Annotated in this window: 19 protein-coding genes; 7 read left to right on the forward strand and 12 right to left on the reverse strand. The window is 65.3% G+C overall.

The features are described from left to right. The first annotated feature begins 65 nt into the window (after positions 1 to 65). The 3 genes from ACSHT2_RS25010 to ACSHT2_RS25020 all read left to right on the forward strand — a co-directional run bounded on the left by ACSHT2_RS25010 (position 66) and on the right by ACSHT2_RS25020 (position 3,231). Entirely contained in the window at positions 66 to 515 is a 450-nt protein-coding gene (locus tag ACSHT2_RS25010; protein WP_440637172.1) for a hypothetical protein, read from the forward strand. A 306-nt stretch (positions 516 to 821) separates the two neighbouring features. After that, positions 822 to 2,105 (forward strand): phosphoribosylamine--glycine ligase, encoded by a 1,284-nt coding sequence (gene purD / locus ACSHT2_RS25015; protein ID WP_440637173.1) that lies wholly within the window; start codon positions 822 to 824, stop codon positions 2,103 to 2,105. A gap of 220 nt (positions 2,106 to 2,325) precedes the next feature. Then, a complete protein-coding gene (locus ACSHT2_RS25020) occupies positions 2,326 to 3,231 on the forward strand; it encodes an alpha/beta fold hydrolase (RefSeq protein WP_440637175.1) in 906 nt (301 codons plus the stop codon). On the opposite strand, the gene ACSHT2_RS25025 is transcribed toward ACSHT2_RS25020, so the two are convergent. Continuing rightward, positions 3,228 to 3,686, reverse strand: a complete 459-nt coding sequence (locus tag ACSHT2_RS25025; RefSeq protein ID WP_319338902.1) for a nucleoside deaminase — start codon at positions 3,684 to 3,686, stop codon at positions 3,228 to 3,230. The genes ACSHT2_RS25020 and ACSHT2_RS25025 overlap by 4 nt on opposite strands. A 119-nt stretch (positions 3,687 to 3,805) precedes the next feature. Here ACSHT2_RS25025 and ACSHT2_RS25030 point away from each other — a divergent pair, with 119 nt between their 5' ends. Together ACSHT2_RS25030 and rsmD are read left to right on the forward strand one after the other, a co-directional pair. Further along, positions 3,806 to 5,893: a pseudouridine synthase gene (locus ACSHT2_RS25030; RefSeq protein ID WP_440637176.1), complete on the forward strand. Its 2,088-nt coding sequence runs from the start codon at positions 3,806 to 3,808 to the stop codon at positions 5,891 to 5,893. A 179-nt stretch (positions 5,894 to 6,072) separates the two neighbouring features. Next, entirely contained in the window at positions 6,073 to 6,627 is a 555-nt protein-coding gene (rsmD, locus tag ACSHT2_RS25035; protein WP_440637177.1) for a 16S rRNA (guanine(966)-N(2))-methyltransferase RsmD, read from the forward strand. Between the two features lie 29 nt (positions 6,628 to 6,656). Here the strand turns inward: rsmD and mutL are convergent, their stop codons facing one another. Then, complete coding sequence (gene mutL, locus ACSHT2_RS25040) at positions 6,657 to 8,471, reverse strand: DNA mismatch repair endonuclease MutL (protein WP_440637178.1); 1,815 nt, start codon at positions 8,469 to 8,471, stop codon at positions 6,657 to 6,659. Positions 8,472 to 8,721: 250 nt separating this feature from the next. Between mutL and ACSHT2_RS25045 the strand changes: the two genes are divergently transcribed. After that, on the forward strand, positions 8,722 to 9,039 hold the full coding sequence (locus ACSHT2_RS25045; RefSeq protein ID WP_440637179.1) for a ribbon-helix-helix domain-containing protein: 318 nt from the start codon (positions 8,722 to 8,724) through the stop codon (positions 9,037 to 9,039). A gap of 136 nt (positions 9,040 to 9,175) precedes the next feature. Here the strand turns inward: ACSHT2_RS25045 and ACSHT2_RS25050 are convergent, their stop codons facing one another. Genes ACSHT2_RS25050 through ACSHT2_RS25065 form a run of 4 tightly spaced genes read right to left on the reverse strand, consistent with a single transcriptional unit; the run spans position 9,176 to position 12,140 of the window. Then, on the reverse strand, positions 9,176 to 10,744 hold the full coding sequence (locus ACSHT2_RS25050) for a GMC family oxidoreductase (protein ID WP_440637180.1): 1,569 nt from the start codon (positions 10,742 to 10,744) through the stop codon (positions 9,176 to 9,178). Positions 10,745 to 10,774: 30 nt separating this feature from the next. Beyond that, on the reverse strand, positions 10,775 to 11,323 hold the full coding sequence (locus ACSHT2_RS25055) for a gluconate 2-dehydrogenase subunit 3 family protein (RefSeq protein WP_440637181.1): 549 nt from the start codon (positions 11,321 to 11,323) through the stop codon (positions 10,775 to 10,777). A gap of 34 nt (positions 11,324 to 11,357) precedes the next feature. Continuing rightward, complete coding sequence (locus ACSHT2_RS25060) at positions 11,358 to 11,753, reverse strand: VOC family protein (protein WP_440637182.1); 396 nt, start codon at positions 11,751 to 11,753, stop codon at positions 11,358 to 11,360. Further along, on the reverse strand, positions 11,754 to 12,140 hold the full coding sequence (locus tag ACSHT2_RS25065; RefSeq protein WP_440642925.1) for a c-type cytochrome: 387 nt from the start codon (positions 12,138 to 12,140) through the stop codon (positions 11,754 to 11,756). A 309-nt stretch (positions 12,141 to 12,449) separates the two neighbouring features. On the opposite strand from ACSHT2_RS25065, the gene ACSHT2_RS25070 reads away from it, so the two are divergent. Next, a complete protein-coding gene (locus ACSHT2_RS25070) occupies positions 12,450 to 12,749 on the forward strand; it encodes a hypothetical protein (protein ID WP_440637183.1) in 300 nt (99 codons plus the stop codon). Between the two features lie 163 nt (positions 12,750 to 12,912). On the opposite strand, the gene arfB is transcribed toward ACSHT2_RS25070, so the two are convergent. From arfB to ileS, 6 genes are all read right to left on the reverse strand, one after another. Then, positions 12,913 to 13,329, reverse strand: a complete 417-nt coding sequence (gene arfB, locus ACSHT2_RS25075) for an alternative ribosome rescue aminoacyl-tRNA hydrolase ArfB (RefSeq protein WP_028176613.1) — start codon at positions 13,327 to 13,329, stop codon at positions 12,913 to 12,915. Between the two features lie 117 nt (positions 13,330 to 13,446). Then, entirely contained in the window at positions 13,447 to 14,811 is a 1,365-nt protein-coding gene (locus tag ACSHT2_RS25080) for a M16 family metallopeptidase (protein ID WP_440637184.1), read from the reverse strand. After that, complete coding sequence (locus tag ACSHT2_RS25085; protein ID WP_440637185.1) at positions 14,808 to 16,199, reverse strand: M16 family metallopeptidase; 1,392 nt, start codon at positions 16,197 to 16,199, stop codon at positions 14,808 to 14,810. The genes ACSHT2_RS25080 and ACSHT2_RS25085 overlap by 4 nt, the downstream gene beginning before the upstream one ends. Positions 16,200 to 16,402: 203 nt before the next feature. Next, positions 16,403 to 17,128, reverse strand: a complete 726-nt coding sequence (locus ACSHT2_RS25090; protein ID WP_440642926.1) for a hypothetical protein — start codon at positions 17,126 to 17,128, stop codon at positions 16,403 to 16,405. Between the two features lie 97 nt (positions 17,129 to 17,225). After that, a complete protein-coding gene (gene lspA, locus ACSHT2_RS25095) occupies positions 17,226 to 17,720 on the reverse strand; it encodes a signal peptidase II (RefSeq protein ID WP_440637186.1) in 495 nt (164 codons plus the stop codon). Positions 17,721 to 17,729: 9 nt separating this feature from the next. Continuing rightward, the gene (gene ileS / locus ACSHT2_RS25100) at positions 17,730 to 20,774 is read right to left on the reverse strand and encodes an isoleucine--tRNA ligase (protein WP_440637187.1); all 3,045 of its coding nucleotides are present in this window, start codon (positions 20,772 to 20,774) and stop codon (positions 17,730 to 17,732) included. Between the last annotated feature and the right edge of the window lie 111 nt (positions 20,775 to 20,885).

The raw sequence follows: 20,885 nt of genomic DNA on the forward strand, positions 1-20,885 counted from the left end.
AATGACAGATTCCGTCGGAGTGGCCGTGCTAGGACTGGGACTGTTTTTGTTAGTTGTGATGGGTAATGGGTCTACTTATCGCACGTCGAAGCCCGTCCACCCGCAAAAGTCCCCTCAAACTAGAACCGAATCCGCCCACTCCGGAAGAGATCGCGGACTCGCTCGTAGAATTCGAGCGCTTCTGTGAGGCCAGCAGGATCGAAGCTGCCGAGGTTGCCGAGAACCGACGATGGCTCCGACCGATTGGCTTCGTGACGAGGTTACTTACTTACGCCGCGCTGTTTCTTCTGCTGTATATCTGGGCACCGAAGGATATCTCGAACACGCCGCTGGCGACCCTCACGCTATCGGATATTGCTGGGACCGTTTGTTTCGCTGCGATCGGCATCGTGCTGATCCGCGCCCTTTTCAATCCGAGCGATGACGACAAGACCAAAGACGTTTGGGGTTGGCTAGGCGTCGCGCTTTTGGGCGTCGCCGTTATAGCCGCGCTTTATCTCTTCAAAACTCGCTGACTCGCGCCGGGCCACCATAGGCGCGTTCGGCTCCGGCTGGGCTTCGCCTAGCGACCTGCCATTAGCGAACCGACGCGCTATTTCCCGCGAGTATCAGCGGAATCTACTATTTTTTAAGCACATATGCCCCGACGTGGACCGACTGATGTTGCTGGGCTATCTTTTGTCGGTTCTCCCATAAGGGAGAAGGGAAGAGGAGCTTCGCCGCGCCCCGGAATGACGGGGGGGCCGGAGCCCAGCCCCCCTTGAGACCCGCCCCGATTCATGCGACCTCCGCCCCAGCAAACCCCTCATTCTGAGCCCTCGATGCACATTCTCCTGCTCGGTTCCGGCGGCCGCGAACATGCCCTGGCATGGAAGATCGCAGCCTCTCCCCTGGTGACCAAATTCTGGTGCGCGCCCGGCAATGCCGGCATCGCCAAGGAGGCGGAGTGCGTGGCGCTCGATGTCGCCGACCATGCGGCGGTGATCGACTTCTGCCGGCAGAACAAGGTCGAGCTGGTGGTGGTCGGGCCGGAGACGCCGCTGGCGGCCGGCATCGTCGATGATCTCACCGCGGCCGGCATCAAGGCGTTCGGCCCGAGCAAGGTCGCCGCCCAGCTCGAAAGCTCCAAGGGGTTCACCAAGGCGCTGTGCACCGAGTTCGGCATTCCCACCGGCGCCTACAAGCGGTTCACCAACGCCGATGACGCCCGCGCCTATGTCCAGAGCCAGGGCGCGCCGATCGTGGTGAAGGCCGACGGCCTTGCCGCGGGCAAGGGCGTCGTCGTCGCCAAGACCGTGCGCGAGGCCGAGGATGCCATCGCCATGATGTTCGAGGGCGCCTTCGGCGAGGCCGGCGCCGAGGTCGTGATCGAGGAGTTTCTGCCGGGCCGCGAGATCAGCTTCTTTGCGCTCTGCGACGGCGAGACGGCGATTCCGCTCGCCTCCGCCCAGGACCACAAGCGCGTGTTCGATCACGACGTCGGTCCGAACACCGGCGGCATGGGCGCCTATTCGCCGACGCCGCTGGTCACGCCCGCGATCCATGACGCGATCATGGCGAAGATCATTCTGCCGACGGTGTCAGGCATGAAGCAGCGCGGCACGCCGTTCCGTGGCGTGCTCTATGCCGGGATCATGCTGACGACGCAGGGTCCGAAGCTGTTCGAGTTCAACGTTCGCTTCGGCGATCCCGAGTGCCAGGTGCTGATGCTGCGCATGATGAGCGACATCGTGCCGGCTTTCCTTGCGGCCTGCGATGGGCAGCTGAAGCATTTCGATCTGCGCTGGCATCCGGACTCCGCGCTCACCGTGGTGATGGCCGCCAAGGGCTATCCCGGCGACTACCAGAAGGGCACGCGCATCGAGGGGCTCGACGAAGCCGCCAAGGTCGAGACCGTCGAGATCTTCCACGCCGGCACGGTGGCCAGGGACGGCGCGATCCTCGCCAATGGCGGCCGCGTGCTCAATGTCTGCGCGCTCGGCAAGACCGTGACCGAGGCGCAGAAGCGCGCCTATCAGGCGGTCGACCGGATCGATTGGCCCGAGGGCTTCTGCCGCCGCGACATCGGCTGGCAGGCGGTGGAAGCGGAGAAGGCCGGGAATTAGCAAGAGCTTGCCCGTCATTCCGGGCGGCGCGCAAAACGCGCCGATCCGGAATCTCGAGGTTTTCCGTCACCGCGCCGCCACATCGATATTCCAGAATGTGCAATCAGCTGTTGCGGTTAGCGACCCCGTCGATAATACCGCTACTGTGCATGGGGTTGTTTTCGATATTTTTGTCCTGTCGGGGCGGCTCCGGGACTGAGACCAGATAGGGATACAAAAGATGTCCGATCTCGCCGACCTCTATCCGGGCTTCGCCGCCGAATGGATCGATACCTCCTTCGGCCGCATCTTCGCCCGCGTCGGCGGCAAGGGCCCGCCGCTGCTGCTCCTGCACGGCTTCTCCGAGACGCACGTGATGTGGCACCGCGTGGCACCTGAGCTTGCCGACCATTTCACGCTGATCATCGCCGATCTGCCGGGCTACGGCTGGTCCGACATGCCCGCGAGCGATGCGCTGCACATGCCCTACAGCAAGCGCGCGATGGCGAAAGCCATGGTCGAGGCGATGGAGCGCCTCGGCCATGTGCATTTCGCGCTCGCCGGCCATGACCGCGGCGGCCGCGTCTCCTATCGCCTCGCGCTCGATCATCCCGGCCGGCTGTCGCGTCTGGCCGTGCTCGACATCCTGCCGACCTATAACTACTGGGAGCGGATCAACCGCACCTATGCCCTGAAGATCTATCACTGGACCTTCCTGGCGCAGCCTTATCCGCTGCCGGAGACGCTGATCTCGAGCAATGGCGAGTTCTTCCTGCGCTTCAAGATGGCGAGCCAGACCAAGTCGAAGACGCTCGACGCCATCGACCCGCGCGCGCTCGAACACTACCTCGCCCCGTTCCGCGATCCCGCCCGCGTGCATGCGATGTGCGAGGACTACCGCGCCGGCGCCTATTTCGACTACGACCTCGACAAGGCGGATTTCGAGGCCGGCAAGAAGATCACGATCCCGGTGCTGGCGCTGTGGGGCAATGCCGGCATCGCCCAGGCCGCCGCGACGCCGCTGGACACGTGGAAGCAATGGGCGACCAAACTGGACGGCATGCCGGTCGATTCCGGGCACTTCCTGACCGAGGAGAATCCTGACGCGACCGCGAAGGCGCTGCGCGAGTTCTTCTCCGCGGATTAGCGCCGCTCGCGAAAGAACTCCTTGAGCAGCCGCGCCGCCTCGCTCTCGCCGACGCCGGAGTACACGTCCGGTGCGTGGTGGCAGGTCGGCGAGGCAAAGAAGCGTACGCCGGATTCCACCGCGCCGCCCTTGGGATCGGCGGCGCCGTAATAGAGCCGCCTGACCCTTGCAAAGGAGATCGCGCCCGCACACATGGTGCAGGGCTCCAGCGTCACGTAGAGGTCGCAGTCGACCAGGCGCTCGCTGCCGATCTTCGCGGCGGCCTCGCGCAGTGCGATGATCTCGGCGTGGGCGGTCGGATCATGGTCGGTCAGCGTCCGGTTGGCGGCGGTGGCGATGACCTCGCAATTGCGGACCACGACGCATCCGATCGGAACTTCGCCCGATTTTCCGGCATTTTCGGCCGTCAGAAGCGCCAAATCCATGAAAGAAGGGGCTTTCGTGCCTCGTATCATCGCCAGAAACCTGCTACTAGCTCCGCCTTCAGCAAGAGTGAATACCGGATTTGCCTGAGCATGCGGCTCGAAGCGAGCACGCACAATGCTTTCTGGCCACCCCCTAAGTGAGAATATTCATGCCTCGCGACAGCGACAAAGACAACGATTCCCGCGGCCGGCGAGGCCCGCCGAAGGGCCGGTCCGGCAAGCCGCGTGGCCCCGAGAAGAAGTTCGCCAAGCGCGGCCCTGAGGGCAGGGGCGATGCCCGCCCGCCCCGTGGCGACCGCGACAGCCGTCCGCCTCGCGCCGACCGCGGGGATCGTCCGTTCCGCCGCCGCGAGGAGGGCGATGCCCCGCGCCGCGATTTCAGCGACCGTCCGAAATTCAAGCGTGACGACCGTGGTGGTGAGGGGCGCGGCGAGCGCAGCTTCAAGCCGCGCGGCGACCGTCCGTCCTCCGATCGCTCCTCGCGGGATGGCGAGAAGCGACCGTTCAAGCCGCGCGGTGATCGTCCGTCCTATGGCGGCGACCGCCCGCCACCCAGCCGGAATCGCGACGACTCCCGTCCGGCCGGCCGGTTCGGCGACAAGAAGTTTGGCGACAAGCGGCCCTATACGCCGCGTGGCGACCGTCCGGACCGCAAGTTCGACGGCGAGCGGAAGTTCTCGCGGGGCGCGCCCGATCGCAGCGATCGTCCGCGTCATTTTGGCGACCGCCCGCGCGGTGGCGAGCCCAGCGAGTCCAAACCCTGGCAGAAGCGCGATGCGGCGCCGCGCGGCGACCGGCCGCCGCGCAGGGACTTTAGCAAGGGCCCGCGCAAGGATTTTGGCGACCGTGACCGCAGCGGGGACAAGCCCTGGCAGAAGCGCGAAGGCGGCGAGGATCGTCCCCGGTTCTCGCGTTCGCGCGACGATCGTCCGTCGGGCGAACGTCCGTTCCGCGAGCGGCCCAAATTCAATCGCCCGCGCGATGATCGTCCGAAATTCGATCGGCCCCGTCGCGACGGCGATGGCGAGCGCGGCGGCGACCGTCCGAAATTCAACCGTCCTCGCGAGCGCTCCGAGGGCCGTTCCGACTGGCACGAGCATCCGCGCAACGAAGGCCGCTTTGGCGATCGTCCGCGCCGTGAGAACGAGGACGACGGCAGGATCTTCGAGAAGCGCCCGGCCTTCGGCGGCCGCGGCGCCTATCGCGAGCGGGATCGTGATTTCGATCGCCGGCCGCGGCGGGAAGAAGAGCCGAAGCCGAAGAAGGCCGGCGAGCGCATCGCCAAGGTGCTGTCGCGTGCGGGCCTCGCCTCGCGCCGCGATGCCGAGGAGATGGTCACGCAGGGCCGCGTCACCGTCAACGGCCGCGTGATCAATTCGCCGGCGCTCGACGTCACCTCGAACGATGTCGTCACGGTCGACGGCAAGCCGTTGCCGGAGCGTGAGCGCACCCGGCTGTTCCTCTACCACAAGCCGCGCGGGCTGATGACGACGCATGACGACCCCGAGGGGCGTCCGACCGTGTTCGACAATCTGCCCGAAGGCCTGCCGCGCCTGATCAGTGTCGGCCGGCTCGACTTCAACACCGAGGGCCTGTTGCTGCTCACCAATGACGGCGGGCTGGCGCGCACGCTCGAGCTGCCCGACACCGGCTGGCTGCGCCGCTATCGCGTTCGCGCCCATGGCGACGCCACGCAGGCGCAGCTCGACGAGCTCAAGAACGGCATCGAGATCGAAGGCGTCAAGTACGGTCCGATCGAGGCGACGCTCGAGCGCGACCAGGGCGCCAATGTCTGGCTGGTGTTCGCGATCCGCGAGGGCAAGAACCGCGAGGTGCGCAATGTCTGCGCCCATCTCGGGCTCGAGGTGAACCGGCTGATCCGCGTCTCCTACGGCCCGTTCCAGCTCGGCGAGATTGCTGAAGGTCAAGTCGAGGAGGTCCGCTCGCGCGTGCTGCGCGAGCAGCTCGGCGACAAGGTGATCGAGAAATCGGGCGCGCAGTTCGACGTGCCGCAGAAATCTTCTGCGGCCGATGACGATGCGCCCCGCGAGAACAAGCCCGCCAGCAAGCGCGCCGTGATCAACGACCGCAAGGGCCGCCGCGTGCTGGTGCAGCGCACCGGCAGCGAGGAGGCGCGCGAGCGCAACGAGATGGACGCGGCCGGCCATGGCCCGCCACGCCGTCCCAAGCGCGGCTATCACGGCAAGCGCGACCTGACGCCGCGGGACGGCGAGTAAGGCCGGTGGCTGAGATGACGCCGACGCTCCGCCATAGGTCGTCATGGCCGGGCTTGACCCGGCCATCCACGTCTTGCTTGCATTCAGGGTTGAAGAACATGGATGTCCGGGCCTTCGCCTCGCCGAAGCGGCTTTGGCCGAGCAGGCGGGACAAGCCCGGGCATGACGGAGCCATGTAGATGCGCGTCGTCGGCGGTCGTTTGAAGGGGCGAAATCTCGCCTCACCGTCCTCGCGCGACATACGCCCCACGGCGGATCGCCTGCGTGAGTCCGTGTTCAACATCCTCGTGCACGCCTATGGCGATCCGATCGAGGACGCGCGCGTGCTCGATCTCTTCGCCGGCACCGGGGCGCTCGGCATTGAGGCGGCCTCGCGCGGCGCCAAGTTCACGCTGTTTGTCGACAACGGTGCCGAGGCGCGTGCGTTGCTCCGTAGCAACGTCGAGGCGCTCGGCCTCGGCGGCGTCACCAAGGTCTATCGCCGTGATGCCACCGATCTCGGCCCTGCGCATCCCGTCGAGCCGTTCTCGCTGGTGTTCCTCGATCCGCCCTACGGCAAGGGATTTGCGGAGAAGGCGCTCGCGAGCCTGCGCGACGGCGGCTGGCTGACGCCGGGGGCGCTGCTGGTGGTGGAGGAGGCGAAGGCCGCGCAGTTCGTGACGCCGGAAGGATACGAGGAGCTGGAGCGGCGTGCGTATGACGATACGGAGTTTGTGTTTTTGAGGAAGCCGTAGAGATCGTAGGAGATCCTACGGCATCGGGGCTACCTCCGCCCGAACAGCTTCTCCACGTCGCTCAGCTTCAGCTCGACATAGGTCGGCCGGCCGTGATTGCACTGGCCGGAGTTCGGCGTCTCCTCCATCTCGCGCAGCAGCGCGTTCATCTCCTCCGGCCGCAACCTTCGGCCGGCACGTACAGAGCCGTGGCAGGCCATGGTGGCGGCGACGTGCATCAGGCGGCGTTCGAGGGGAAGCGCCTCGTCCCATTCGGCCATGTGCTCGGAGAGATCGCGCAAGAGGCCGCCCGCATTGGTCTTGCCGAGCAGCGACGGCGTCTCGCGCACCGCGACTGCGCCGGGGCCGAAGGATTCGATCGCGAGGCCGAACGAGGCCAGCTCGTCGCTGCGCTCGAGCAGGCGCTCGACGGTCGCCTCGTCCATCTCGACGATCTCGGGGATCAGGAGGATCTGCCGCTGCACGCCGTTGGCAGCCAGCGAGGCCTTCAGCCGCTCGTAGACGATGCGCTCATGCGCGGCGTGCTGGTCGACGATGATCAGGCCGTCGCGGGTCTGCGAGACGATGTAGGTCTCGTGGATCTGCGTGCGCGCGGCGCCGAGCGGGCGGTCGACGAGATCGCTGGTTGGCTGCGATTCGAACCGCACGTCCGCGCTGGGCGCACCGACATCGAATGCAGCCTGCACGCGCTCGGCGAAGGCAGGCGCGGCCGAGCCTTCGAAGGACGGCATCGGCGCGACCGGGACGGATGGCGAGGCGCGCCAGTCCCAGCTAGCCGGGCGGGGTGGCGTGAACGCGGGCCGGAACGAGGACAATGCGCTCTCGCCGCCGTTGGCGGCCGTGCGCCGGCCCTCCCGCGCCAGCGCCTCCTTCAGCCCGTGCACGATCAGGGCGCGCACGAGGCCGGCGTTGCGGAAGCGCACCTCGGTCTTGGCCGGATGCACGTTGGCGTCGACCTCGCGCGGATCGAGCGTGACGAACAGCGCCAGCAGGGGATGGCGATCGCGCGGCAGATAGTCGGAATAGGCCGCACGTACGGCGCCGAGAATGAGCTTGTCACGCACCGGGCGGCCATTGACGAAGAGATATTGCCCGAGCGCGTTGGCCTTGGTCAGCGCGGGCGCTGCGGCATAGCCGACGACCACCACGCCCTCGCGCTCGGCATGGACCTCGATGGCGTGGCTGCGGAATTCAGCGCCCAGAATGTCGCCGAGCCGGGTCAGCCGTCCGGCGGCGCCGGGCAGGGCGGCGGCCCAGGTCACCGGCGCGCGCTCCTCGCCCGCGAGCGTGAAGGCAATGTCGGGCCGGGCCATGGCGAGGCGCCGCACCACCTCACGGATGGCTTCCGCCTCGGTGCGGTCGGTCTTCAAAAACTTCAGTCGCGCCGGCGTCGCATAGAAGAGATCGTTGACTTCGACGCGGGTGCCGTGGGCCAGCGCCGCCGGCATGATCTCGGACTTCTCGCCGCCCTCGACCGTGAGAGCCCAGGCATGCGGTTCGCCGGCATGTCGCGTGGTGATCGAGAGACGCGCCACGGAGCCGATCGAGGGCAGCGCCTCGCCGCGGAACCCGAGCGTCCGGATCTGGAGCAGGTCCTCGTCGTCGAGCTTGGAGGTGGCGTGGCGCTCGACAGCGAGCGAGAGGTCCCTTGCGGTCATGCCGCTGCCGTCGTCGGTGATGCCGATCCGCCGCCGCCCGCCGCCGTCGGTGAAGACGTCGATCCGACTCGCGCCGGCATCAATGGCGTTCTCGACCAGCTCCTTGACCACGCTCGCGGGACGTTCGACCACTTCGCCGGCGGCGATGCGGTTGACGACCTGTTCTGGCAATTGACGGACGGGCATGAATTCGATCGGGGACTCGGCCTTGGATTCGCTGAGAGTGCTATTCTAGGCCGTGTTGCGTCAAAAGCATGTGTTGGGCAACAGTCGCGTGACGGGCTGGGGAAGAAGGCCCCCTATCACATTGAAGACATTGGGCGTTCGGGACAATGCCGCGACGTCGATGAGCCGGCTTTCGGCCGTGGTCGCGATTGTGGAGGCACCGGCAGCGGTGTAGCATCGTGAAAAAACGGCAACAGGATGGGAGGACGCCATGTGCCATCTCTTCGCGCATCAGCCCCAACGCGACTACGAATCCCAGACCCGGTCTTTGCGGATCGGTGGGCACTGCACGTCGATCCGTCTGGAAATGGCGTTCTGGGACACGCTGGAGGAGATCGCGGCCAAGGAGAGGATGAGCCTCGGCAAGTTCCTGACCACGCTCTACAACGAGGTGCTCGACCATCATGGCGAGGTCAACAATTTCGCCTCGCTGCTGCGGTGCTCGTGCCTGATCTATCGGTCTCGAAGTGTTGCGCCGGTCCAGGAGTTCAAGGCCACGGTTACGCCCATTCTCGACGCGGCCGAATAGTCCCTACAGCGAGAGCCATACCCGCATTCTCGATGTCGTCCCGGCCAGTTGCGCAATCGCGCACCAGGCCGGGACGACACCTTAGCGTGTGAATACCCAATCTCTCCTCAACGCCGTTCTGGCAATGTAGGTAAGATCAAATCTCCTTCTTCTGCATCGCACCGGCGATGTAGTCGGCCTGCCGGATCGCCAGCGCGACGATGGTCAGCGTCGGGTTGCAGGCCGCGCCGCTGGTGAACTGGCTGCCGTCCGAGACGAACAGATTCTTGATGTCGTGGCTCTGTCCGAACTTGTTGACCACGCCGTCCCGGGGCTTTTCGCTCATCCTGTTGGTGCCGAGATTGTGCGTGCTCGGATAGGGAGGTGTCGGATAGGTCACGGTGGCGCCGACGGCGTCATAGACCGCGGCTCCCTGCTTGTAGGCATGCGCGCGCATCGCGACGTCGTTGGGATGGTCGTCGAAATGCACGCTCGCGACCGGCTGACCGAACTTGTCCTTCACGACCGGATCGAGCGTGATGCGATTGGTCTCCTGCGGCATGTCCTCGCCGACCAGCCACATGCCGGCCATCCTGGGATAACCGTCGAGCGCTGACGTGAACGAGCGTCCCCAGGCGCCGGGGTTGAGGAACGCCGCCATGAACGGCAGGCCGATCGACAGCGTCTCCATCTCGTAGCCGCCCACGAAGCCGCGCTTCGGGTTGTTGGCGGCCTCGTCGCGGATGATGCCGGCCATGGTGGTGCCGCGATACATGTGCACCGATTTTTCGAACACCGCGTAGACGCTGCCGGTCATGTGCCTCATGTAGTTGCGGCCGACCTGGCCGCTGGAGTTGGCGAGGCCGTCGGGGAACATCGTGGAGGCGCTGTTGAGCAGCAGCCGAGGGCTCTCGATCGAATTGCCGGCCACAGCCACGATGCGCGCCTTCTGGCGTTGCATCGCGCCTTGCTCGTCGGCGTAGACGACGCCGGTGACCTTGCCAGTGGCATCATGATCGATCTTCACCACCATGCTGCCGGGGCGGACCTCGAGATTGCCGGTCGCCTCGCCCTTGGGGATCTCGGTGTAGAGCGTCGACCATTTCGCGCCGGATTTGCAGCCCTGGAAGCAGAAGCCGATCTGCTGGCAGGAGCCGCGTCCGTCGCGCGGCTGACTGTTGATGGCCATGTTGCCGGTGTGTACGGTCTTGTAGCCGAGCTTCCTGGCGCCGGCCTCCAGCACCTTGAAGTTATTGTTGCCGGGAAGTCCGGGAATGCCGTTGGTGCGAGTCACGCCCATCTTGTTCTCGGCCTTGGCGTACCACGGCTCCATCTCGGCAAGCGTGACCGGCCAGTCCAGGAGGTTCGCGCCGGGAATGTTGCCGTAGGTGCTCTTCACCTTGAACTCGTGCTCGTCGAACCGCAGCGAGGCGCCGGCCCAATGCACGGTCGAGCCGCCGACCGCCTTGACGATCCACGCGGGAAGACCCGAAAAATCCTTGGCGACGCGCCATGTGCCCGACGTGGTGCGCGCATCGGTCCAGGCGAGCTGGGAGAAGCTCTCCCATTCGTCGTTGATGAAGTCGTGGTTCTCGATGCGGGGACCTGCCTCGAGAATGACGACCTTGACGCCCTTCTGCGCGAGCTCGTTGCCCAGCGTGCCGCCGCCGGCACCGGAGCCGACGATCACCACAACGCTGGAGTCGTTCAGATCGAATTTTGCCATATGCGTTCTCCTGAACCGTTGGGTGGCGATCTAAGCCTTCGGCAGCCAGTCGATGTCGGCGAAGCCGCGGTTGATGTAGCCGCCGAGCTCGGCGGAAGAGCCCTCGTAGCCGAACCGCGGCCAGACCTCTTTCTGGTTGTAGAGCGAGACGACGAGATCGCCGCGCACCTTCTGGAAAAAGGCGCTTTGCTCGATCTCCTTCAGGAGCACCACGCGGTCGGCTTCCCAGGCCACTTCGACATAAGGTACCTTGTGGCGGTCGCGCGCGTTCTGATCGAGCCGGGAAATGCCGTCGCTGATCAGAGATTTGACGTACGCGTCCTTCGCCGCCTTGCCGTCCCACGGCTTGATCGCGGTGATGTAGTAGCTGTCGCCGAGCACGTCGTGCGGATAGATATCGCGCGCGACCTTCAGCAGCGTCTTCATCGTCGCGGGCGAGAGTGCGCTCGTCTCTTCGGCCCAGGCGTTGTCGATACTGACTCCGACGCTGGTCGCAACGGCTGCGACCGGCACGGCGGTCGCCGCGCCCTTGAGAAAGACGCGGCGGCTGTGCTTGCTTCGACGATCGACTTCTCTCATGGCATGTCCTCCGTAGATTTTGATTTTGGTTTGATCAGTTGAAACGGCCACCCCGCTGGATCACCTCGATCTTGTAGCCATCGGGATCACTGACGAAGAAGAAGCGCGCCAGCGTTCGGCCGTCGTGCTTGAAATCGCGTAAGGGTCCCGGTGCGAGCTTCTCGCGCTCGAAGCGGGCATGCTCGCCATCTACGTCTTCAACGACCACGGCGAGATGGCCGTAGCCGTCGCCGAGCTGGTACGGCTCCTTGCGATCGAAATTCACTGTCAGCTCGACCTCGAAAGGTGAGGAGGGGTGACGCAGATAGATCAGGGCGAAATCCGCGAACTTCAGATGGTCAGTGACCTCCAGGCCGAAGGCACGCCTGTAGAAGTCGAGCGAGCGCGCCTCCTCCAGCACGCGGATCATGGAATGGACTGGCTTTGCCATTCAGTTCAGCTCCTTGAGGTAAGTGATGATGGCGGCGCGCGTCTCGGGCCTGGCCTGCCGATAGGCCATGATCACACCGGGGATGACGGTTTGCGGATTGGCCAGCCATGCGTCCAGCCGGGTCTCATCCCAAGTGAAGTCAGCTTTGGCGAGGCCGTCTGAAAAATGAAAGCCTTCGACCTTGCCGGCAGCCCGGCCCACGATCCGGACCAGCGGCGGACCTTGTCGCATCGGGTCCGAGAGATTGGTGGTATGGCACACCGCGCATTGCTGCTTGAACAGCGTCGCGCCATCCGGCGGCCTTGCCGCCGGCAATGGCATCTGCGCGTCGGCGCCTCGCGCCATCAGCACCATCGCGGTGCACAATCCCAGCACGATCGTGCGCATCGCCAAGAGCTTGCTCATCCACGTCAAATCCAGCGTGTGCAAACTCTAATCGGCGTCAGAGATGAGGTGGTAGTAGCGGGCTGTTTCGCGGCGAACGGAGATGTCTTGGGCCGTGTGATGTTCCGCGGCGCCTTATATGCGGAGCACAATTCCGCGAAACCGCCGTCAAATCCCTAAACGATCACCACACCATCCGGATTGCATGACGATCACGCCGCTCGAACTCTCTACGCGATGACATGGCCGGTGCAGATGAGCGGTGTGGGGAGCCGCCGAGCCGTTCCTCGCGAAAGAATCCAGGAGAAATGGATGAAGTTGGTCAAGACCTCGATGATCGCATGCGCTCTATCGGCTCTCGTTGCCACGCCCGTTCTCGCGCAAGGCGCGCCACCTGCCAAGACAGGCGGCACCGTGCAGAGCAAACCGATGCAGGGCAGCACCATGGGCAGCGGCGACGAGAGTCCTCAGGCGGGCGCGGCGGGTGAGAAAACCGGCATGAAGTCGACCAAAGGCACCAGGGGCACGGTCGGCACCACGGGCAGCGCTACGCACAAAGGAACGGCCGACGATGCCGCGACGGGCGGCGCAGCCCCGTCCAAACGTTACTAAGGCATGATCCGGAAAAGTGCGCAGCGGTTTTCCGAAAAGATCATGCTCAAACAACAACCTAAAGCGCGATGACGATTCATCCTAATCGCATCGCGCTTTAGTCCCGCCGGGTGAATCGGCAGAGCTCCGGTCGTCTCGCGGCCGGAGCGCTTTGCCGCGCCAGTTAGTCGTCAAAGCTCCGGCCGCGTCCTGCCTTGACGTCACTGCGGCGCTTCTTGCCCTCGAGCCGGCGCTGCTTGGAGGCGAAGGTCGGCCGCGTCGCGCGCCGCGGCGTCGGCCTGATCATCGCCTCGCGCAGCATCTCCGTGAGACGGTCGATGGCATCCTGGCGGTTGCGCTCCTGGGTGCGGAAGCGCTGCGCCTGGATCACGATGACGCCGTCCTTGGTCATGCGCTGGCCGGCAAGGCGCGCAAGCCGCAGGGCCGCGTCCTCCGGCAAGGTCAGCTTGCGCGTGTCGAAGCGCAGCTGTGCCGAGGTCGCGACCTTGTTGACGTTCTGCCCGCCCGGGCCGGAGGCGCGGACAAAACCGATCTCGATATCGTCCTCGTCGATGACGAGATTGCGGGATATCCGCAGCATGTAGCACCATCCGTGATGTCTGGACATATCGCGGACGTTCAGGTTCGGCAATGGTGCTCATGCAAACGCAAATGGCCGGGCAGGGCCCGGCCATTCAGGACGCACATGGAGAAGAGATCAGTTCGACTTCGGAGTCGCAGCCGCCGGTTGGGCCGCGGCCTGCGGGGCGCGGCCCACAATGACGGTCAGTAGCCCCTGGCCCCAGAGGCGCTTGGCGGCCGCCTTGGCGTCGTCCAGCGTCACGGCGTCGACGATGGCGTTGCGCTTCTCGATATAGTCGATCGGCAGCTTGTCCTGCTGATATTGCAGCAGCGCCTGGGCCAGCTTGGAGGAGGTGTCGAGCGCCAGCATCTGCGAGCCCTTGAGGTAGGACTTGGCCTCGTCGAGCTCCTTCTGCGTCGGGCCTTGCTCAGCGATGCGGCGCACCTCCTTCTCGATCGCATCGATAGTGTCGCCGGCGCGGTCGGCGCGGGTGCCGGTGTTGCCGATGAAGATCGCCGAATGCTCCATCCAGAGCAGCGATTCGAACACCGAATAGGCCAGCCCGCGCTTCTCGCGGACCTCGCGATAGAGCCGGGAGGACAAGCCGCCGCCACCGAGGATGTGGTTGACGACATAAGCCGCCATGAAATTCGGATCGCTGCGTTTCACCCCGGGGCCGCCGAAGGTGATCACGGTCTGCGGCACGTCGAGCGTCACGAAGGCGCGTTGCGGGGGCTTCGCAGCCTCGACGTCGGGGACCGGCGTCAGATTGGCCTTGGCAGGCAGGCTACCGAAGGTGTGGTCGAGCAGCTTGCCCAGGGTCGCCGGATCGACGTCGCCGACGACCGCGATCTTCAGCCCGTCCTTGGCGAGGACGCGGCCGACATAATCCCTCATGTCGGCGACCGTGATGGTCGGCACGCTGTCGAGGTTGCCGTTGGTCTGCCGGCCGTAAGGATGCTCGCCGAAGGCGACTTCCAGGAACTTGCGGCTCGCCAGCGAGGTCGGATTGGTGGTCTCGCGGCGCAGGCCCGAGATGACCTGCGAGCGGATGCGTTCGACGTCGGCGGTGTTGAAATGCGGCGAGGTCAGCGCGCTCCTGAGCAGGTCGAAGGCCTCGTCCTTGTTGTCGCGCAGCATGCGCAGGCTGCCGCGAAACGTATCGCGCGTCGCGTTGAACGAGAGCTCGATGGCGCGGCGGTCGAGCCGTTCATGGAACGTCTTGGAGTCGAGATCGCCGGAGCCTTCGTCGAGGAGGTCGCCGACCAGATTGGCGACGCCGGGCTTGTCCTTGGGATCCTGCGCCGAGCCGCCGGCAAAGGAATATTCCATCGCGATCAGCGGTACGGTTGCGTCCTGCACGAACCAGGCTTCGATGCCGCCGGGCGAGATCAGGTGCTGGATTTTTGCGGCGGCATGTGACGGCGAGATTGCGGCGAGCGCGAACGTCGCGCCGGTGGCAAGGGAGAATGCAACGCGTCGAAAGAAGGGATAGGTCACGAACGCTTCTCCTCGCGCTTGGCGGTGGCGGTGTCCTTGATCAGGTAGCCCGTCACCGAGCGCTTCTTCTCAAGCCATTTCTGCGCAACGGCGCGGACCTGCTCGGCGGTGACGGCGCGGATGCGATCGGGCCAGCTCCTGATGTCCTCGATCGACAGGCCCGTGGTCAGCGCGCCGCCGTACCAGCGCGCCAGCACCGCCTGGTTGTCCTGGGCGTAGATGGCTTCGGCAATGAGCTGGGTCTTCACGCGCTCAAGATCCTCGGCGCGGATCGGGTTCTGCGCAACGCTGGCAATGACGCCGTCGACCGCCTGCTCAACCTCTGCGAAGCTGACGCCGGGTTTCGGCGCAGCGGAGATTGCGAACTGGGTCGGGTCGAGCGAGATGCTCGAATAGCTGGCGTTGGCGGAGACCGCGAGCGGCTTGTCGACGACGAGCGCGCGGTACAGATAGGAATTGCTGCCGCTGCCCATCAGCTGCGCCAGCACGTCGAGGGCCGCGCTCTCGCCGGCTGCCGCCGTGGTCGCGGAGGGCACCAGATAATAGCGCCGCATGCTCGGCTGTTCGACACGCGGGTCGGCCAGCGTGACGGTGCGCGGGGCGGCGGGCTCCGGCTCCTGCGGGCGGACGCGCCGTGCCGGGATCGCGGGCTGCGCCGGGATGGAGCCGAAATTGCGCTCGACGAGCGGGCGGATTTCGGCGGCGTCGACGTCACCGGCGATCACCAGGATCGCATTATTCGGCGCATAAAAGCGGCGATAGAACGCAAGCGCATCCTCGCGATCGAGCTTCTCGATCTCCTGATGCCAGCCGATCACCGGACGCCCGTAGGGATGATTGAGATAGAGCGCGGCCATGATCTGCTCGTTCAGCCGCGCATCCGGATTGTTGGCGACGCGCATGTTGTACTCTTCGAGCACGACGTCGCGCTCGGGCAGCACGTTCTCGTCCTTGAGGACGAGGCCCGTCATGCGGTCGGCCTCGAACTCCATCATGGTCGGCAGCTGCTCTTTCGGCACACGTTGGTAGTAGTTGGTGTAGTCGACCGAGGTCGAAGCATTCTCGTTGCCGCCGATGCGAAGCACGGTCTGGGAGAATTCTCCGGCCGGATGCTTCGAGGTGCCCTTGAACATCAGGTGCTCGAGGAAATGGGCGAGGCCGGACTTGCCGGGCGTCTCGTCGGCCGAGCCGACCTTGTACCAGATCATCTCGGTGACGACGGGCGTGCGGTGATCGGGAATCACCACGACTTGCATGCCGTTGCCGAGCGTGAAGCTGGCGGGTGGGGCCGATGTTACCGTGGTCTGGGCGAGGGACGCGCCGGCTGAGAGGACACTCGTCGAAAGCAGCGCGGCAAGGAGGCAGGCAGCCGATCGGTAAGAGGACATCACAATCCTTTTGAAGGGCCGAGCCCGGATGTCCGGCTCGGAGGCACGGCATGCTACACCGTGCGGCTGAGGCTTCGCGTCACGAAGCAGAGAACGCAGCTCGTAGGCAAGTTACTGATAGGCAATTTACGACTGCGCCCGGCGCGCGGGGAGACGCCGGCGCCGGCTTCGCTTTATTCAGGGTGTCGCAGTGGACAGGAACGCTATTGTTCCTTCTCCTTGCCGGACATGATGTCGTAATACATCCGCCGCGATTTGTCCGGTCCCGCGCCGTAGGCGTAGTTCGGCGACGGCGTCTGGTAGCCGGGCGGCGGCTCGACCAGCGACTGGCGCGGCGGCTCCGACGTGAATTCCTTGGACTCGGAACTGTTGCCGCCCTTCATCATGTTCCACAGACCGCCGGTGAAACCGAGTTCGGCGGGGCTTAGCGAGGGGTTGCCGTTGGTGCCCGGCTGAATCGGATCGTTGCTGGTGCGGGGCGCTGCGGCGACCTGGCCGGCCTTCATCTCGGCTGGGGTCAGCGGCTGGGCCGCCTGCCAGCTTTCCTGCACCTTGTTGGCCTTCTTGCGCGCGGCGATGGCTTCCTTGCGGCGCTTTTCTTCGGGGTCCTTGGGCCAGTTGGGCGCAGCCTTGGCTTCGGTCGCAGGCGGCGGCAGATCGAGCTTGGGCGGCACGACCAGCGGCGAGCGCTCGCGGTATTCGATGCCTTTCTTCTCCATGCTCTTGGCGCCGATGCCGGACATCAGATTGTCGATGAGCCTCTCTTCGAAGGTCATATCGTCTTCCTCGTCGTCGTCGTCACCGGCGCGGGCCGCGCCGGTCGACATGACGAGGCCAATACCGAGCGCGACAGCAGACAATTTCAACGCCCGCCAGAACCCCCACCGGGGATCTCCAACCATCGAACCGCTGGTCTTCGAGCTGCGCATCATGTTACCTGTTCCATATCGTGGCAGATTGCCGCCCGTAAGCGGCTCTAACCCTCGCAAGAGCCGGGTTCCACCTGCCGGTCCGTATCGGCCGGGATCAGGGCGCTTTTGCGGCGGGTACCCCCAGGAAAGAATCATACAATAGCGCCGCCACCCCAGCAACGATGGCCACGTCGGCGAGGTTAAACACATACCAATTATAGGTTTTTCCGGCGATCTCGATGTGGAGCAGGGCGAAGTCCACCACCGCGCCATAGGCCAGGCGGTCGATGCCGTTACCGACGGCGCCGCCGATGATCAGGCCGAGCGCGATCGTAGCAAGCACGGTGTGAGAGCGGGCCATCCAGATCGCCAGTGCGATTACCGCGATACCTTTGACGGCCATCAGCGCGAGCTGCGCTGCCTGGCTGTCGTTCTGGAGCCAGCCGAAGCTGATGCCGATATTCCAGGCCAGCACCAGGTCGAAGAACGGCGTCACCCGCACCGCGCCGCGATGGGCGAGATCGAACACGTTCAGGAGCCAGAGCTTCGAGGCCTGGTCGGCCACGAGCGTGACCACGGCGGAGAGGATGCCGGCGCGGAACGGGGTCATGGTTCGGGATCAGACGCTCACGCCCAGCGCCTTCCATTCGCGCAGCGCCTTCGCGTCGCGCGGGGTGACGTCGGGGTATTCAGGGTCTTCGCCGACCGTCGGCGAAATCTTCCAGGAGCGGGCGCATTTGGTGCCGACCGCCTTCTCCACCACGACCGCAACGCCGGGCACGGCATCGAGACGGAACGCCGAAGCCGGCGCCTCGCCCTCACGCACCTCGTAGTTCGAGGTGATGCAGATCTCGGCGAGATCGGTGTCGAACAGCGTCATCAGCATGTCGCGGTCGGCGACATAGATCACCGGCGAGGCTTCGAGCGAGGACCCGATGTTCTTGGCGGCGCGTTCGAGCTCGAGTGCCCCGGTGACGACGCGGCGGACGTTGCGGATCGTCTCCCATTTTGCGGCGAGCTTGTCGTCGCGAAGGTCTTCGAGATCGGTCGGGAACAGCGTCAGATGCACGGACGGCTCGGCGTCGGGCCGGTACATGCGCCAGCCTTCCTCCGCGGTGAAGCTGAGGATCGGGGCCAGCCATTTCAGGATCGAGGCGCACAACAGGTCGATGGTCGTCAGCGCCGCCTTGCGCGTCAGCGACGAGGGCGGATCGCAATAGAGCGTGTCCTTGCGGATGTCGAAGTAGAACGCGGAGAGCTCGCTGTTCAGGAAGGCGGACAGGATCGCGACGACGGTCTTGTAGTCGAACTCCCGATAGGCCTTGCCGATCGCGGCGGCGCGCACCGCGAGCTCGTGCAGCATCAGGCGCTCCAGCTCGGGCATCTCGGCGGGCGCGATTGCGTCGGCCGGCTTGTAGTGATGCAGCGTGCCCAGCATCCAGCGTACGGTGTTGCGCAGCTTGCGATAGGTCTCGACGGTGTTCTTCAGGATCTCGGGGCCGATGCGCTGGTCGTCGGTGTAGTCGCTGGATGCGACCCAGAGCCTCAGGATGTCAGCGCCGGACTCCTTGATGACGGCCTGCGGCTCGATGGTGTTGCCGAGCGACTTCGACATCTTGCGGCCGTCCTCGGCCTGGGTGAAGCCGTGGGTCAGCACGATGTCGTAAGGAGCCCGGCCGCGCGTGCCGCAGCTCTCCAGCAGCGAGGAGTGGAACCAGCCGCGGTGCTGGTCCGAGCCTTCCAGATACATCACCGTGTCGGTGCCGCCGTCGACCTTGCGCTTGATGCCTGACAGCCCCGGGAAATGCACGGGGTCTTCGAGCACGAAGGCGTGGGTCGAGCCTGAATCGAACCAGACGTCGAGGATGTCGTCGACCTTCTGCCAGTCTTCGTTCGCGCGCGTCCCGAGGAAGCGCTCGCGCGCGCCCTTCGCGTACCATGCGTCGGCGCCTTCTTTCTCGAACGCTTCACCGATGCGCGCATTGACGGCCTCGTCCTGGAGGATCTCGGCGGAGCCGTCGCCCTTCTCGCGCACGAACACGGCGATCGGCACGCCCCAGGCGCGCTGGCGCGAGATCACCCAGTCGGGACGCGCCTCGATCATTCCGTTGATGCGGTTCTCGCCCGATGGCGGCACCCATTGTGTCACCGAGATCGCGTGCAGCGCGCGGGCGCGCAGGGTGTCGCCGCTCTTCGTCTTGCCGCCCATCGCGATGTCCGTAGCCCCGGCTTTGCCCGGGGCGTCCACAATCGGCTTGTCCATCGCGATGAACCATTGCGGCGTGTTGCGGAAGATCACCGGCTTCTTGGAGCGCCAGGAGTGCGGATATTGATGCTTCAGCCGGCCGCGCGCGAGCAGCATGCCTCTGTCGACGAGCGCCTTGATCACGGCCTCGTTGGCATCGCCCTTCTCGCCCTTGTCGTTGATGACGCGCTTGCCGGCAAAGCCCGGCGCATGATCGGTGTAGGCGCCGTTCTCGTCGACGGTGTAGGGGATCGCGGTGTTGATGCCGCGCGCGTCGAGATCGCGCGCCTGCGCCGTCCAGACATCGAAGTCCTCGCGGCCATGGCCGGGCGCCGTGTGCACGAAGCCGGTACCGGTGTCGTCGGTGACATGGTCGCCGGGCAGCAGCGGCACGATGAAGTCATAGCCGCCGCCAAGGCCCTTCAGCGGATGAGCGCATTCGATCGCGTCCATGGTGTCGCCGGGGACCTCGCGGACCTTCTCAAAAGCCGTCACGCGCGCCTGCTTGAAGACCTCTTCCGCGAGCGCGTCGGCGAGGATCAGGAGATCGCCGGTCTTGGCCCAATTGTCGGCGGGCGCGTCCGTCACCTTGTAGAGGCCGTAGGCGATCTTCGGCGAGAACGAGATGGCGCGGTTGCCGGGCAGCGTCCAGGGCGTGGTGGTCCAGATCACGACGCTTGCGGAGGCGAGCGCACCGTGCGCGGGCGAGGTCACCGGGAATTTCACCCACACCGTATCGGAGGTGTGGTCCTCGTACTCCACTTCGGCTTCGGCCAGCGCGGTCTTCTCGACCACGCTCCACATCACCGGCTTGGAGCCGCGATAGAGCGTGCCGTTGGCGGCGAACTTCATCAGCTCGCGTGCGATCTGGGCTTCGGCGGGATAGCTCATGGTGGCGTAGGGATGGTCCCAGTCGCCGATCACCCCCAGGCGCTTGAACTCCTCGCGCTGGACGCCGAGCCAGTGCGTGGCATAGGCGCGGCACTCCTTCCGGAAATCGATCATTGCGGCGCTGTCGCGGAAGTCGGGCTTCTGCTTGCCCTTCTTGCGATAGTGCTCCTCCTCGACCTTCCACTCGATCGGCAGGCCATGGCAGTCCCAGCCCGGCACGTAGTTGGAGTCGAAGCCGAGCATCTGCTGGCTCTTGGTGACCAGATCCTTCAGGATCTTGTTCAGCGCCGTGCCGATATGGATGTTGCCGTTGGCGTAGGGCGGGCCGTCATGCAGCACGAACTTGGCGCGGCCCTTCGCAGCTTGGCGCAGCTTCTCGTAGAGGCCGATCTCGTACCAGCGCTTGAGGATCTCCGGCTCGCGCTGCGGCAGGCCGGCGCGCATCGGGAATTCGGTCTGCGGCAGGAACAGGGTTTTCGAATAGTCTTTGGCTTCAGACTTTTGGGACTTCTGCGGCTTTTCGGACATGAGGCTGACTGGCTCGGAAGGGCGCGGGAACGGATGGCGATGCGGAATCGCGGGAGTGAAACGACAAAATCCCGGTCTTGCGCCGAGCCAAAGGCTCAGGCGGAAGCCGGG

Source organism: Bradyrhizobium sp. PUT101 (assembly GCF_052043945.1).
Classification (GTDB): domain Bacteria; phylum Pseudomonadota; class Alphaproteobacteria; order Rhizobiales; family Xanthobacteraceae; genus Bradyrhizobium.

Excerpts from the sequence above, each read along its gene's own strand:
- ileS (WP_440637187.1), bottom strand. The coding sequence starts at position 20,774 with ATGTCCGAAAAGCCGCAGAAGTCCCAAAAGTCTGAAGCCAAAGACTAT.
- mutL (WP_440637178.1), bottom strand. The coding sequence starts at position 8,471 with ATGCCCGTCCGTCAATTGCCAGAACAGGTCGTCAACCGCATCGCCGCC.
- ACSHT2_RS25025 (WP_319338902.1), bottom strand. The coding sequence starts at position 3,686 with ATGATACGAGGCACGAAAGCCCCTTCTTTCATGGATTTGGCGCTTCTG.
- lspA (WP_440637186.1), bottom strand. The coding sequence starts at position 17,720 with ATGACCCCGTTCCGCGCCGGCATCCTCTCCGCCGTGGTCACGCTCGTG.
- ACSHT2_RS25010 (WP_440637172.1), top strand. The coding sequence starts at position 66 with ATGGGTCTACTTATCGCACGTCGAAGCCCGTCCACCCGCAAAAGTCCC.
- ACSHT2_RS25065 (WP_440642925.1), bottom strand. The coding sequence starts at position 12,140 with ATGCGCACGATCGTGCTGGGATTGTGCACCGCGATGGTGCTGATGGCG.
- ACSHT2_RS25085 (WP_440637185.1), bottom strand. The coding sequence starts at position 16,199 with ATGTCCTCTTACCGATCGGCTGCCTGCCTCCTTGCCGCGCTGCTTTCG.
- ACSHT2_RS25050 (WP_440637180.1), bottom strand. The coding sequence starts at position 10,744 with ATGGCAAAATTCGATCTGAACGACTCCAGCGTTGTGGTGATCGTCGGC.
- ACSHT2_RS25045 (WP_440637179.1), top strand. The coding sequence starts at position 8,722 with ATGTGCCATCTCTTCGCGCATCAGCCCCAACGCGACTACGAATCCCAG.
- ACSHT2_RS25070 (WP_440637183.1), top strand. The coding sequence starts at position 12,450 with ATGAAGTTGGTCAAGACCTCGATGATCGCATGCGCTCTATCGGCTCTC.
- ACSHT2_RS25090 (WP_440642926.1), bottom strand. The coding sequence starts at position 17,128 with ATGCGCAGCTCGAAGACCAGCGGTTCGATGGTTGGAGATCCCCGGTGG.
- ACSHT2_RS25020 (WP_440637175.1), top strand. The coding sequence starts at position 2,326 with ATGTCCGATCTCGCCGACCTCTATCCGGGCTTCGCCGCCGAATGGATC.
- rsmD (WP_440637177.1), top strand. The coding sequence starts at position 6,073 with ATGCGCGTCGTCGGCGGTCGTTTGAAGGGGCGAAATCTCGCCTCACCG.
- ACSHT2_RS25030 (WP_440637176.1), top strand. The coding sequence starts at position 3,806 with ATGCCTCGCGACAGCGACAAAGACAACGATTCCCGCGGCCGGCGAGGC.
- ACSHT2_RS25060 (WP_440637182.1), bottom strand. The coding sequence starts at position 11,753 with ATGGCAAAGCCAGTCCATTCCATGATCCGCGTGCTGGAGGAGGCGCGC.
- arfB (WP_028176613.1), bottom strand. The coding sequence starts at position 13,329 with ATGCTGCGGATATCCCGCAATCTCGTCATCGACGAGGACGATATCGAG.
- ACSHT2_RS25055 (WP_440637181.1), bottom strand. The coding sequence starts at position 11,323 with ATGAGAGAAGTCGATCGTCGAAGCAAGCACAGCCGCCGCGTCTTTCTC.
- purD (WP_440637173.1), top strand. The coding sequence starts at position 822 with ATGCACATTCTCCTGCTCGGTTCCGGCGGCCGCGAACATGCCCTGGCA.